The sequence below is a fragment of the Okeania sp. SIO2B3 genome, from assembly GCF_010672525.1.
Taxonomy (GTDB): domain Bacteria; phylum Cyanobacteriota; class Cyanobacteriia; order Cyanobacteriales; family Microcoleaceae; genus Okeania.
Genome location: NZ_JAAHGH010000144.1, coordinates 1 through 15,037, shown reverse-complemented (window position 1 = coordinate 15,037; position 15,037 = coordinate 1). Strand labels below are relative to the sequence as shown.

General features: G+C 35.6%; 9 protein-coding genes and 1 pseudogene. 7 read left to right on the top strand and 3 right to left on the bottom strand.

The window, feature by feature from the left end:
* Positions 1-816: 816 nt before the first annotated feature.
* Positions 817-2,079 (bottom strand): HEAT repeat domain-containing protein, encoded by a 1,263-nt coding sequence (locus F6K15_RS35040; protein ID WP_293070300.1) that lies wholly within the window; start codon positions 2,077-2,079, stop codon positions 817-819.
* A gap of 1,382 nt (positions 2,080-3,461) precedes the next feature.
* On the opposite strand from F6K15_RS35040, the gene F6K15_RS35035 reads away from it, so the two are divergent.
* Entirely contained in the window at positions 3,462-5,429 is a 1,968-nt protein-coding gene (locus F6K15_RS35035) for a WD40 repeat domain-containing serine/threonine-protein kinase (protein WP_293070298.1), read from the top strand.
* Between the two features lie 689 nt (positions 5,430-6,118).
* On the opposite strand, the gene F6K15_RS35030 is transcribed toward F6K15_RS35035, so the two are convergent.
* Together F6K15_RS35030 and nadC are read right to left on the bottom strand one after the other, a co-directional pair.
* On the bottom strand, positions 6,119-8,632 hold the full coding sequence (locus F6K15_RS35030) for a tetratricopeptide repeat protein (RefSeq protein WP_293070297.1): 2,514 nt from the start codon (positions 8,630-8,632) through the stop codon (positions 6,119-6,121).
* 480 nt (positions 8,633-9,112) lie between these two features.
* Entirely contained in the window at positions 9,113-9,988 is an 876-nt protein-coding gene (gene nadC / locus F6K15_RS35025; RefSeq protein WP_293070295.1) for a carboxylating nicotinate-nucleotide diphosphorylase, read from the bottom strand.
* A 474-nt stretch (positions 9,989-10,462) separates the two neighbouring features.
* Here nadC and F6K15_RS35020 point away from each other — a divergent pair.
* From F6K15_RS35020 to F6K15_RS34995, 6 genes and pseudogenes are all read left to right on the top strand, one after another.
* Positions 10,463-10,585: pseudogene (locus tag F6K15_RS35020) on the top strand (quinolinate synthase NadA); the annotation flags it as partial.
* Between the two features lie 24 nt (positions 10,586-10,609).
* Positions 10,610-11,443 carry a cyclopropane-fatty-acyl-phospholipid synthase family protein gene (locus F6K15_RS35015; protein WP_293070293.1) on the top strand — a complete coding sequence of 278 codons (834 nt, stop codon included), beginning with the start codon at positions 10,610-10,612 and terminating at the stop codon, positions 11,441-11,443.
* Positions 11,443-11,883 (top strand): NADAR family protein, encoded by a 441-nt coding sequence (locus F6K15_RS35010; RefSeq protein ID WP_293070292.1) that lies wholly within the window; start codon positions 11,443-11,445, stop codon positions 11,881-11,883. The genes F6K15_RS35015 and F6K15_RS35010 overlap by 1 nt, the downstream gene beginning before the upstream one ends.
* Before the next feature lie 15 nt (positions 11,884-11,898).
* Positions 11,899-12,984 carry an alcohol dehydrogenase family protein gene (locus F6K15_RS35005; RefSeq protein WP_293070290.1) on the top strand — a complete coding sequence of 362 codons (1,086 nt, stop codon included), beginning with the start codon at positions 11,899-11,901 and terminating at the stop codon, positions 12,982-12,984.
* Positions 12,985-12,995: 11 nt separating this feature from the next.
* Positions 12,996-14,396 (top strand): hypothetical protein, encoded by a 1,401-nt coding sequence (locus tag F6K15_RS35000; protein ID WP_293070289.1) that lies wholly within the window; start codon positions 12,996-12,998, stop codon positions 14,394-14,396.
* 44 nt (positions 14,397-14,440) lie between these two features.
* Entirely contained in the window at positions 14,441-15,037 is a 597-nt protein-coding gene (locus F6K15_RS34995; protein ID WP_293070287.1) for a gamma-butyrobetaine hydroxylase-like domain-containing protein, read from the top strand.

Here is a 15,037-nt window from a genome sequence, read left to right as displayed (position 1 = left end):
AAGCATCAATACTTACTTAATTGTTGGCTTGATCGCGATAGCTATGATTTTCTTCTAAAATTCTGTCTCCAGTATAGCTGTCTCCTGTCTCCTTCTTCAATACTACATTTTGAAGTGCGGAATGTAGGTACATTACTTCTGTACAATTTTTGTGGAAACATAAATAAGTCTTAAGTGGTGGCTTCAAATCAATGGAGTTTTAACTTAATTTATTTATCCCTTATTTATTCCTTGCGATCTACCTTAAAGATAATTTAATAAGACTGTTCAACAATTAATAATTAATGAGGAAAAAAAAATCCTTTTAGCCAATTCTTAAGTAAGCAGTCAGCAGCCTCCTATGGTCGTAACTGGGAACTTCAGCTAGCCTCCTGCGGAGGAACTACGTTAACAGCTATTTGTTATTAACTCATTATCATACTAGAAGGGAATTATCCACCAAGAAGAATTAAAATTCATTAATGAAATTTGCTATAACCTAACCTTAGTTATTGCTTGAATATGTTTATAGAACCCATTTGGTATCTTTTCTTGAAATATAAAGGCTTCAGGAAAGCCGTTTTCAGGAGCCTAACAACTATAAGGGTTCAGAAAACCGAAAAATTATGAAAAATGACTGCCAGAATCATCAAACCCAGATGGGTATTGGACTTGTAACTTGTTAAATAGACCCCAAATGGGTTCTATACATCTGATTGGTGTTTGCAGAGCATGACAAACGGAAATGCGAGCTAGCTGAATGCTGATATTCTTAATATTACATAAGAGGCAATTATTAATTATTAATTATTAATTATTAATTATTCATTATTAAACTCACCTTGGACGAATTCTATTTAACTGTTCTAAAGCCCATTTTGCCGTTTTTTCAACTTCTGGATCTGGGTCATATTCTGCTTGCTGCAATAAGCTAGTTGTTTGAATGACTAACTCATAAATTCGAGTTAAATCTCGGATAGCATTTTTTCTGACTTCTGCATTGTCATTTTGTATTGACATAGCTAAAGCTCTATTCATTGGTTTTAATGTTTTAGTTCCTATTTCTGAGAGAGTTGCTAAAATCAAACTTTGCTGTTTAGAATCAGAATCTATCAGTAAATTAACTAATGGTTGAACAGCTCTAGAATCTCCTCTTTGTCCTAATTCCCAAATAGCATGATGCCGTTTTTTCGGGTCAAAATTTTGTAGCTCACTAATTAATTCTTCAACAATATTAACTGCTGGTAAAGGATAGTTATTTGGCAGAGTAATATCTCTAGAATCTTCAACTGTAGAATGTTCGTTATTTGCTTGTGATAAATCCACTTTAGTTTCTGGATAGTCTTCAACTACAGAATTTTTGTTATTTGCTTGTGATAAATTCACTTTAGTTTCTGGTTGCTCATAGTGATTATTTTCTTCACTCTCAACTGTAGAAAATTTTTCATATTTAACATCTAAATTATGATTATGAGGTTGTAAACTATGTTTTGAAATTTCTACAGGAGTATTTTCTCCAGACTCCTGTAATGAGGGTACAAAAGAATCTAAAGAATCGTTTTGATTGGCCAAAGAAGAGTTTTCTAGGTATGTAGGCCATCTAGGGGGAGGCAGTTCAGAATCGTTAGTCTCTAAATCTAAATCAGTTGAATTTGTTTCTGGTATTCGATCTTGAGGTTGTAAGTCTTCTGGGTCTGAGTCTTTAGGCTGATGATCGTCAAAAAGCTTAAGTAGGACAAATACCGCTGTACCAGTGACAAGAACTGATGTTATGCTTAAAATAAACAGTGCTTTTCGTCCTCCTAGAGCCTTGAGTATGATACGAACAGGTTTCGGAACTTTTGAGTCCGAGGATTTAGATTTTTTTTTGTTGGTCTGTGAATCAGTATCTTGAGCAATATGCAGAGGAAATGAAGATTTGGCTACTGATACTGGATAATTAATTTGATTGGTTGATTGTAAATTGTCTGCCTCTGTAAAGCTATGATTATTTAATTCTCCTGTACTGTAATCATCAACGATAGCTCTACTCGGGGTCAGAAAAGAGCAGAGGAAAGTCAACGATGTAATGATATAAAAGATGGATTTGTAATGGGCCATGATGTTCTCTTAGGAGTTTTCAGAGGCAACTTTTACAGAATAGGTAGATAGGTATATATAGTTTAGTTCGATCATAGCTGGTGTTAGTTAAGGATTGTCAAATTATTTAAACTTTACCTACAAAACTACTATTTTACAAATATTATGGTGTGCGTACCATAATGTAGAATGCACTGAAGTGAAACTAACGATTCAAAAGTACTATACTACGATACTATAATAAGTTTTAGTTAATGCCCAAAGTGGCTGATTGCTTAGGTTTGGTATAATTTTAATTAGAAGTTAGACTATAAGTTGACTATTTAGTTTCTGAGTTGCCACTAAACATCTCCAAAAATCCAAAAGAAAATCAATTATTATCCATAAATTATCAATATACCTCTCCGATAACTAATCTCAAACCCTTGTCATACCTAGACAAAAACTTATATCATGTCCGGTTGAACAGTTATAAATAAATAATGACGGAGTCCTCAGGAGTCAACCCACCCCTCGCCCCTCCCCCTCCCAGGAGGGGAAGTCAGGAGTCAGGAGGTAAAGAGGGAAGGAAGAAGAAGAACTGGAGTTGAAGGAGAAAGTTTTTTATCACGCTCTTATCCGGACATGATATTAGTTTGCGGAGAGGTCTAATTATTTCTCCCTGTTCCCTGTTCCCTCTTTTATGGAGATGTCTACTGAATATGTCACAAAAAATTGATGTAACTTGGCAAAAATTTTGATTACCCGATAAAATATTTTATATAAATACTAAATATAACGTAGACAAATATTATAGTTAGATAAGTTTAAAGTCCCATTGGCTATTTAAGCTTTAAAACATTTATCTCTTTATCTTGGTCATTCCCTAAATTATTGTACATTTAAATTGTGAATTATATAGCAATAAATAGGTAGGTTAGGACATAGACTGATGATGCTCCGAATCAGAGGAAATATTTTTCCTACTGTTCATTGTTACCGAATTATTAATAATTAATAATTAAATAATTAAATAATTCTGGTTTAAAGCCTCCCCTTTTAAGGGGAAAAAGCGGTCGATCTTCGGAGCGCACCCGTTGGGTGGGATGGCGAGGTCTCCTCGCCATATCCAATCGACTCCTGTGAAGAAATAATATCTCCTGATATTCAATTATGTAGCGGTTTTAACCAGAGGTAATTATCAATTATCAATTATCCATTATCAATTAATGAACTACTATAGATATTAACTTTAAAAATAGTAATAGTAGCTAAAAATGTCTTATTTGTTATTTTTACTATTCTCAAAATAAATGCCTATTAGCTTAACAGAGAAGATAAAATCTAAATGCATCTTAGCTTAATCATTAAGCTTCACTCAATTTTCAAACACTAAAAAAGCTCTACTGAATTAGACCGCTATTATGAGCTACTGTATTAATCCTAATTGCTTCTCACCAGAAAATCAGAATAATCCTTTATATTGTAAAGCTTGTGGCTCCAAATTATTAATTGAAGGACAATATCAAGCTGTCAAAAAACTTAGGGTTCTTGACTGGGGAATTATTTATGAAGTTAAAACAGAAGAAACCACAGAAATTCTCAAAGTATTGCATATAAATAGTCCTGAACTTGTCTCTCAATTTCAACAACAAGCCAAGATATTAGCGCAAATAAATCATCCTGGAGTTCCTCAAGTAAGACCTGGTAGTTATTTTACATTTATACCGAGAAGTAGTAATCAAAAATTACACTGTTTAGCTATAGAAAAAGTTGCTGGAGAAAATCTACAAACTTGGTTGGAAAAAAATAATTTACCAATTAATCAAGAATTAGCTGTTGAATGGTTAACTCAACTCATAGAAATTTTAGACTTATTACATGAAAAACAATTTTTCTATCAAAATATTCAACCTAGTAATATTATTATCCGTCCCAATGGGCAATTAACATTAACTAATTTTTCTCTAGAGCTACAGTCAGTACAATCTGATTTTGTGTCTCTCGGATATATGTTTATTTACTTGTTAACTGGTCAGCCTGGATCTACATTCTTAAATTCTGATACTAAGACCTTAAATTGGCGAGATAAAATCCCTCAAATATCCCCAAAATTAGCAGATTTTATTGATGATTTAATTTCACAACAACATCCAGAAAATTATCGGACTATTCTACATAAGTTGAGCCAGGTAAAAGATGATTTATCTCAATCTTTAATTCCCAAAAAATATCATCCATTAAAAAGCAAATTATTATTAGGTAGTGCAATTTTATTTCTAGGATTGGGTATCACTCAAATTATTAGTCATTTGCCCAAGCAATTTAATACAGATTTACTGCCTCCAGAACAGTTAAACGAAATTTCATCTGACAATCTAGATAATTTTTTATCTAAAAATAAAGGCAAATTTCTAGTAGGTGGAATAATTTTCATCCTTGCTATAGGAGGCAGTCATTTTGTTGGTTATTTTCGGATTCATCCCAAATATTTAAAATTAAGTCTGCCCAATGGAGTTTCCTTAGAAGAAACTTTTAATACAGATTCAGAAAAAGTTTATTCTGTAGTTATTAGTCAAGACGGTCAAATTTTAGCTTGTGGTAATGGTAATGGTACTATTCAAGTTTGGAATTTAGAAACAAGAGAAGAATTAGGCATAATTGAAGGTCATACTAATGATGTAGTAGCGATCGCCCTCAGCCAAGATGGAAATATATTAGCTAGTGGTAGTTATGATGGGACGATAAAAATTTGGTATTTAGCAACAGAAACAGAACTAACTTTGCAAAGTCATTTTATGCGAGTTACTTCTATTGCTATTAGTCCTGATGGAGAAAAATTAGTGAGTGGCAGTAGCGATGATTCTATTAAAATTTGGCATATACCTACAGGTGAAATGCTACATACTTTTCGCGGTCATTCTGATAGTATTTATGCAGTTGATATTAGTCAGAATGGGAAAATATTAGTCACAGGAAGTCATAATAATATTAAAACTTGGAATCTGGAAACTGGAACAGAAATTTACACATTAGTCGGTCATCATGGCAGAGTTTTATCTGTGAATGTTAGTCCTGATGGAGAAAAAATAGCCAGTGGTAGTAGCGATAAAAATATTAAAATTTGGCAGCTAGAAACAGGAAAGCTTTTACGTACTTTAAGTAGTCATACTAATGATGTTAATTCTGTAGTTATTAGCCCAGATAATCAAACTTTAGTTAGTGCCAGTAGCGACCATACTATCAAAATTTGGCATCTAGAAACAGGGAAACTTTTACGCACTATAAAAGGGCATTCTCGGTGGGTTAATTCCGTTGCATTTAGTTCTGATGGAAAAATTTTAGCTAGTGGTAGTTTCGATCAAACTGTTAAACTTTGGAAATTGGGATAAGAAGGAAGGTTTTCAACAATTAATAATTAATAATTAATAATTAATAATTAATAATTAGGGTTTGCTGAAAAAGCCTTATGGGTGAGGGTAGGAGACAGCTATACTGGAGACAACCCACCCCTAACCCCTCCCAGGAGGGGAGGGGAAGACAGGAGAAAAGGGAATGAGCGAGGAGGTAGGAGCGGGCGTTTTGTCCCTTGATTTTTCTGCCTAACTATGCACCTAAAATACGCTACTTTTTGAGCGTGAAGAGCTGAAAACCAGGCACTTTTTTCGATATCAAAAAGGCTAAAACCTTTATTTGTAATACCAATTCTCAAAAAGTTTGCTATATATCTTTGTAATGGGGAGATGGAGAGATGGGGAGATGGAGAGATGGAGAGATGGATAGATGGTAATTAAACATAGCATTACTATTCAGAAATGGTATAAATACTTTTAGATTTAATCAGCAAGCCCTAATTACCTCTTCTTATAAAGAATCTCATGTTTCATACCTTTTGTCTGAAAATATTTTCCCTGTTGCCTGTTGCCTGTTGCCTGTTGCCTATTTCCTAATAGAGTTGTAAAATTTATCAAATCAATCATGTTTCGTACCTTTTGTCTGAAAATATCTTCCCTGTTGCCTGTTGCCTGTTGCCTGTTGCCTATTCCCTGTTCCCTGTTTCTTGTTCCCTATTCGCTATTCCCTATTCTCTTTCAGACAATACTAACTCTATCTCTTTAGCAATATTTTTCGCTTTTGTCAGATACTTGTGAGCTAGTTGTTGTTGCTCAGGATGAACTTGTAAAATAGTTAGACCTAGATAATAGTAATTATAGGCTTGCATAAAATAAAACTCAGTTTCTTGTAGTAACTCTTCTAAATGCCTATATTTTGTCAGAGCTTCCGAATATTTACCTTGAGTATAAAGCCAATTAGCATAACATTTTAGCGGATAAGCTATTGACCATTTTTCACCTTGATTAGCAGATAAATCTAAAGCTTTTTCATAACATTCTTGTGCTACTTGTATTTGCTTTTTGGCAGAGTAATAAATTGCCAACTCTAAAGCCAATAAACATTGTTGATTATTATCTTCTGCCTCGAGTAATTTTTGAGCTAAATCTAAAATATTCTTAGCCACTTCAAAAGATTTCATCGCATTAAAACATCTAGCAATATTCCAGAGAATATTAAACTTTTTAATCCGGTCTTCTCGCTCATTCTGATTATATTTTTGAAAGAATTTTTGAACTTCAGCTATTTGGTCATTTGTCGGATTAAATAGTAATCCAAATAGCTTTTTCATATCCCCTTTCAACTCTTGAGTAATGCCACCGAGTTTGGCATAAATTGCTGCACCAAAAAAATGACGCAAAGCTTTCCGAGGTCTATCTTTTTCCAGATAAACTGCTCCTAAACCATAAAAAGCTAGGGCTTGCCAATAGTTTTTACCAGACTTTGAAGCAATTTTATTAGCTTGTTGACAAGCCGCTTCAGCCTTGTGTAAATTTCCTAGATAACGATAAGCTTTACCTGCTATTGAATAAGCAGACATCCGAGCAAAACAAATTTTTTCATCTGACCCATCTTTTTCCCTAGTAATAGCAATAATTTGTTCGCTAATATTTAGCGCTTGACTATTTTTGCCCACTTCTGAATAAATTGCTCCCAGAGGAATAAGAAGAAGCGCTCTTTGTATTCCAGATAAGCGATCAATGATTTTTTCGCTACTAGCAATAAACCGGGACATATTATTCCAGAGGTTAGCTGTGCCACGAAGATTTTCAATTTTATCTGCTGCTAAAATCTTATATAATAAAACGTTACAACACTCCTCAAAATCTCCAATATTTGCTAAATGCTCAATAGCCTCAAAGACATATTTCTGAGTTATTTCCGACTCAACTTCATAGACTTCAAGATAAAATTGGGCAGCAGCGCGGTTAGCTAATAACCACTCCTGACACTCTTCCTTATCTGTTTCTACTTGCTCCAACTTACCCCCAATATTATTAATTTCACCCTTCAACCTTTCTCTAGCTTTAGCCTGCATTACCGGATGCAGGTAATAACCATCCTCACACCACTCAATTAAAGCGCGATCGCGTAAAGCTTTAATGACCCTTTCTCGACGGGATATTGGCACATCCCACAACAAACATAAAACTGCTGCTTTAGGTAAAATAGGAATTTCTTGATAGTGGTAACACCCTAAACGAAAAAGGAGTCGAGCAGCTCGGGGACGATCGTCCTGGAGTTTGTCAAACTGCCCTTCAATCAAATTTTCTAAAGTCGGATCGATAAGCAAGTCATGGCGGTTTTCTTGCCAATAAGCCTGCAAATTTCCCTCAAAGTCGAGACGGATGTCATTAGCAAGAATACACATTGCTTCCGCATTACCACCGTAAGCACAGTGCATTTCCTTTAAAGCAGCAGTATCTATCTCTACCTGGTGACTGCAAAAAAAATCTTCCCAAGCTGTCTCACTCAACCCTGCCAAACGATAAATTTCCACCATAACAGCAGGTTCAGATAATTGTTCGCGACTGGTGATCAGAGTGACAGAGTTTAAATTTGGGTTTGCTAGCATCCTCAATAATTCTGCGTAGCAGCAATGTTGACGCACAAAACGACCTCTTTGCAGCGCTGGTTCAAGACGATCAATAAGTATGCCTATCTTTTGTGTACTATTTCGGAGCTGACGTCGTAACCGATCTAAAGTAATGCCAAATTCTCTTCCCGGCTCTTCTCCAAAATAGCATTGTAACCATTCCTCTATTACCAACTCCACCGAAATAATATTTTCTCTCTCCATCGCAATATGCAATTTAATAGTCAAATCAAACCCTTGGGACTCAAAAAAGTAGCGGGCCAAAGTAGTTTTTCCTATACCACCTTCCCCTTGAATGAGAATCAATTTAGCCCCTTGGGCGATGAGCTGATTAAGACCATTAATGGCCTCTTCTCGGCCAACAAAATTGGAGTCTGGTACTGTAGGTTTGCTTTGTTCGACTATTTCTTGCCAGTTAACATTGACAGCTTCACAAATATCTTGAAAAGTTTTTGGTTTAATGGGTTCTCTGCGCCAAAATCTTCTCAAGGTTGCTTCGGAGGTATAAGCAGCCTCTAGCCATTGGGGAGCAGCTTTTGTCCAGTTTTTCTGTTTTCTAGCCTGCTCCACTATTTTTAGTCCTTGTGGAGATGCTCTGAGGGCCATAATTTTTATTTTTAAATTGGTATTAACATTAAAATCGGACTTTTCAGGAGCCTTTATGAAATCGACTTTTATTTTATAGATAAGATTTTTTCAAAACACCCTAATTTTATTCAACTCTTGGTTAAACTTTGCCAGATAATTATGTTGTCTATACTACATTTAAATTGAAAATTTTGCCCAGTTGTGCAGTAGAATTGTACAAAAAATTAACAATTTGAATAGGTAAATGAACGGATAGGTGAACAGAAAAGTGAGCGATCGCTGTGGGATTATTGTGGAATAATAAATTAGGTAGGATGTCAAACTCACTTAATTGGTATTAAGTGCGATCGCAGAGCTTGTAGTGGACCGTTTCATCTAAAATGGTGTATTAGATTTGTCATTGTAACTAATTGTAACTAGAGTAAGTTATCTCTTAAAAATTTGCTATTGCACTATTTTAGCTGAAACAGTCCAGTACCTCCTCCAAAGTGTAACTATTCAATTTGTAATGTTATTTTCTATTTTCATACTTAAATCTAACCAAGTAGACCGAGTAATAGGAGCGCTAGTAGAAATATAATCGACACCTGTTTGAGCCACATTTCTAATAGTTTCTAAAGTAATATTTCCTGAAGCTTCAATTTTAATACGACTATTATTTTGCCTAATCATTTTAACTGCTTGTTTCATCACTTCAACAGACATATTATCCAGCATAATAATATCTGCCTGATACTCCAAAGCAGTTTCTACTTCTGCCAATGTTTCTGTCTCCACTTCAATATTTAAAGGATAAGGTATTGTTTCTCTGACTTTAGCGATCGCTTCCCCAATACCTCCAGCAGCAGCAATATGATTATCTTTAATCATCACCGCATCATCCAAACCCATCCGATGATTTTTCGCCCCACCAACTTGAGTCGCATATTTTTCTAAAATTCTCAATCCTGGAGTTGTCTTGCGAGTATCAACCAGTTGCACCGACAGATCGGCAATTTTATCTGCATATTTACGAGTCATAGTCGCTATCCCACTCAAACGCATCCCCAGATTTAGGGCCACCCTTTCCCCAGTCAATAAACTATCTAAAGGCCCATCTAATTTAGCTATGACAGTACCCGACTCGCACCATTCCCCCTCTGTAACAGTAGGTACAAAGTTGGCCTTTTCATCCAAAAGTTGAAATACCCTAGCTGCCATAGGCAACCCGGCAATAACTCCTGACTCCTTGACCAACCAATAACCTGCACCTGGAATTATTTGGTCTGCTGAAAATAAGCCAGCAGTAGTGCGATCGCCCCTGCCAATATCTTCTAGCAGCCAATTTTTTAATAAGTTGTCTAATATTATGTTTGGAGGTATAACAGATTGCATATTTTTACTTAAATTTCATTCAAAATTAGTAAGCATTTCCTAGGTCATGCTGCGCAAATAGCCTTCAGCTAGCCTCCTATGGTCGGAACTACGTTATCAGCTATCAGCTATTAATTCATTGCCTTGAGGGCAGGAATTAGTATCAAAAAATTTAAGGATAATTATAAAGTATTGGAAAAAAACTGACCTTGACCTTGGCAGTGTATATACATTATCTCTCAAACAGCTCAAAGCTGACCGCTAATAGCTGTTTGTCCAGCATTCCGCAGGAAATGCTTACCAGAATTACTGGCAGAGTAGCTCCCACCTATATAGCGCTGTGCGCAGGCAACAGCTCCGAAAGGCAACAGGCAACCCACCCCTCGCCCCTCCCCCTCCCAGGAGGGGAATAAATTGCTGATAATATAAGACTTTTAGCTATTTTGCCTCTACTGCAATTTGTAAATATACCAGCGCTCATTGCTATAAATACAGAGTACTTTGGAAAAACTGCATCTGGCAATGAAAAATCAGACACCTGAAATAACCCTCCCTGAAGAGACGCGAGTAGCAGCATTGAAACCTATCCAAAAGATGTTAGAATTTTCATTGAATTAGGCCAAAGTTATAGATAGAGGATAAATGACAGAAGCAGTAAAAATTGCCCAACAATATTATGATGGCAACGAAACCGACAGAATGTATGCGGCCATCTGGGGAGGGGAACATATTCATTATGGCATCTACAACCAGCCAGACGAAGCAATTCACGATGCGTCCCTGCGTACCGTAGAAACCATCGCCCAAACTCTGGAAAAAATAGACAAAAATTCACGGGTCATTGACCTGGGAGCTGGATATGGAGGGGCAGCCAGGTATTTGGCCAAAACTTATGGATGTTCCGTATGTTGTCTCAACTTAAGCCAGTTGCAAAATCAACGCAACAGTCAACTTAATCAAGAACAAAACTTAAGCCACTTGGTAGAAGTTACTCAAGGGAGTTTTGAAGATATCTCCTATCCAGATAACTTCTTTGATATAGTTTGGTCTCAGGATGCCATTGTGCATAGTGGCGATCGCCGTCTAGTTTTCCAAGAAATTAAAAGAGTCTTAAAACCAGGGGGTGAATTAATTTTTACCGACCTCATGCAAAGCGAAACTTGTCCTCCGGGAACATTACAATCTGCTTTTGACCGTCTGAGAATTAACGATATGGCATCTTATCGTTTTTACAGTCAAACCGCAAAAGAGTTAGGTTTTGAAGAACTAAACTTTATTGACCTTTCTCAAAATGTGCCGATCCATTATCGACGTTTTGAGGAAGAAGTACAGAAAAGGTACAATGAAGTGGTGAAATTGACTTCAACAGCATTTGTCGATCAAACTTTAAATAGCATTCAACCTTGGATCGAACGTTACGAAGAAGGATATATGCAATGGGGCATTTTACACTTCCGTTTGTTGGAGAATAGTTGATGACCATTTACTTTTATAGTCAACTAGATGAGCCTTATGGTTGTTTATCGAACTTTTCCCCCCACGGTTTTGAATTAGATGGGTTATGGTGGCCAACTTCAGAGCATTATTTCCAAGCCCAAAAATTTGTGGGGACTGAACACCTAGAAGAAATTAGATTGGCCAAAACTCCGGCAGATGCAGCTAAAATGGGACGAGAGCGTAGTCGTCCCCTCCGTAAAGACTGGGAGGAAATTAAAGATGATGTGATGGAGCGAGGTCTACTTTGTAAATTTCAAACTCATCAAGATATTGGGCAAATACTTCTGGATACAGGAGATGAACTGATAATAGAAGATGCTCCTTACGACTATTATTGGGGTTGTGGTCAAGATGGGAGTGGGAAAAATCGTTTGGGAGAGATTTTAATGAAGGTGCGGACTAGGTTACGGAATTTGTAGATTCAGACAAAAACAATGACTGATTTAATTAATGCGGTTATTCTTACTGGATTTGGTGGACCAGAAAAACTGGTCTATACCCAAATTCCTAAACCAACCCCAAAACCGGGAGAAGTGTTGATAAAAGTAGGAGCTTGTTCTGTCAATAATACAGATATTAATACTCGCACGGGTTGGTATGCTGCGGAGGATAATTTTCAAGCTATTCTCCAAGATACAAAAGAAAACAACCCCAATAATACATCTTGCTGGACACAAAATGGTACAGACTTTCCTCGAATACAAGGTGCTGATATTGTTGGCAAAGTAATAGAAATTGGGGAAAATGTAGATGTCGAATTTCTCCAGCAAAGAGTAATAGTTGATAGTTGGATTCGTGATGAAACTCTAGATGACTATCAATATATTGGCAGTGAATTGGATGGGGGTTTTGCTGAATATGTAGTAGTTCCTGCTACTAATATTTATCCAATTAATTCTCCCCTTTCTGATATTGAATTAGCTACATTTCCCTGTGCTTATTCGACGGCAGAAAATATGCTGACAAAAGGAAGAATTGGAGCAGAAGATACTGTTGTAATTATGGGAGCTTCCGGTGGTGTAGGTAGTGCTTTAATTCAATTAAGTAAAATTAGAGGTGCTAAAGTAATTGCAATTGTTGGAGCTAATAAAGAAACTTTTGCCAAAGATTTAGGTGCTAATTATATCTATCCACGAGATAATTCATTAGAGTCTAATTTAGCTCAACATAAAATTACTGTTGCTTTAGATGTAGTAGGAGGAAATCATTTTAATTTGATGATAAAAGCTCTTGAACCAAGAGGAAGATATGTTTCCTGTGGAGCAATTGGTAATCCAATAGTTACTCTAGATTTGCGAGATTTGATTTACAAAGATTTAGAGATGATTGGAGCAACGCGCTTAGAATCAGATGTGTTTCAAAGATTAGTTAGATATTTGGAAAAAGGTCTATTAAAACCTTTAGTTGCTAAAGTGTTTCCTCTGTCTGAAATTAAGGAAGCTCAACAATTTTTTCAAACTAAAGGTTTCTTTGGTAAAGTTGTACTCAATATTAATAAACAAAATATTACCAAAGGTTGAGAATATTAATAATGAATATTGTCTTAAAACTTGTTGATTGTACTCGGTCAAAACATAATTTGACCTTGCTTTACCAGTACAACGAAATAACTTTTACAACTACTCTTTGGTATTCAACAGTTGACTTTCATCAGCTAGAGTCAGAGTATACCCAAGCATACATGGAAAAAATTTATTTCCATATTTTGTTATTTCATGGTTTAAAGATATTAAGTTTAAAACCGACTCATCTTGACTTAGGAAAATATAGTAAATATTGGACAAGTAATCTACAAAAACTTTGGGATTTAACTGTCGAACAATGTTTAGGACAGTGGCGTTATGAAACAGGTAATTTAGATTATCAAGGAGCCGAAATTATTCATCAGGATATTGCTCCTGTGGAAAAGTCAGCAGTAACTATAGTTCCTGGAAAAACTCCCTTACTTGTTTGTAATGGTGGTGGAAAAGATAGTTTATTAATGGCTCGGATGTTAGACGATAATCATATTCCTTTTGATAGTTTCAGTATTAATCTACATACCCATGCCAATCCCGAAAAGTTGTTTGAAATGCACGAACAACATCTTTATGAACTCGAAAATCCACCGCAAAAAATTCACCGTCAGTATATTATTGAGTCATTCCTAAATTCTCCAGCAGCTAAACTTCATGGCGTAGAAAATTTAGAAATTTCTGATATTAGAAATTATGAAGACTTACCTTTAGCTTATGGAATGTTTGGGATTCTGCCTATTATTCTTCAAGAGAAATATACACAATTATGTTATGGCAATGAAAAAAGTGCTGATAGTGAACAAGTGAAAGTAGGGAATCAAAATATTAATCACGCTTGGTGTAAAAGTACCGAGTGTGAAGAGGTTTATGAAGAGTATATTCAACAAGAATTTATCAGTAATTTAGTAGTCTTTAGTTTACTAAAACCATGTTCTGATATATTAGTATATCGAATTTTAGCTCAAAAAGTTAAAAAAGGCGATTTAAAATTAGTTTACTCTTGTAATACTAAGCCTCCTTGGTGTAAATCTTGTCCTAAATGTGCTTATGTTTATTTGTCCTATATGGCTTATCTAACTCCAGAACAGGCAAATGAAATTGAACAAGTTTTAAACAAGGAAAATCTTTTTGATCGACCCGTTCTACAGCTTTATTATCGACAACTAATGGGGCTAGAAGCTCATAATGCTTTTGAATGTGTAGGTGAAATTGAAGAGACAAAACTTGCTTTAGAAAAATGTCTGGAAAAAGGATTTACTGGGAAAGCAATTGATCGCTATACTCAAGAAGCACGTTTAGATAGAGATGAATATCACAAGCTTTGGAAAGAATATCAACAATTAGATTTATCTTATCAGCGTATGCCACCAAAATTGATGGAAATTCTAATAGATGAATGTCAAAAATTAAATTAATTTGTATTTCTTGATTTTGAACAACTAAAAAATAGGAGTTTTCCATGAACAGTACAGCAGTTTTAAATAAGACTTTTCTTGAAGTCGAAGGCAAACGTTTTCACTATATTTGGTTGCGGGATAATTGCTTATGTCCCAAATGTCGCCATCCAACTTCTTTTCAGAAACTATATGAAATTAAGGATACTTCATGCCCTGAACCATTATCTGTAGAACAAAAAGATGGGGAACTGACTATCATTTGGAACGAAGATCCTCCTCACAAAAGTACATTCTCAATATCTTGGTTGCTGAGTCACGCTTACGATGACGCAGAGCAGGATAATGGAAATGAACACTCTGAATCTAATTCTCAGAACCAGGAAATTTTATGGGATAAAGCTTGGATCGAAGCAAATATATCCAAGTTGCAGGAAGCTCTTTCATCCAATCCCGAATTGTGGCTCGAGCAGCTTTTTACTTTTGGATTTACTGTATTGCATAATATAGCAGCTAAGGATTTGCAGGCTACAGTAGAATCCATTGGACCAATCTACAGCAGTGATTACGGATTGTTCGCACCATCAAAGACTACTAATGAAGGAAAGGATTTAGCAGAGACTGGTAATGCTATGAGTTTCCATACTGACTATACTTATTGA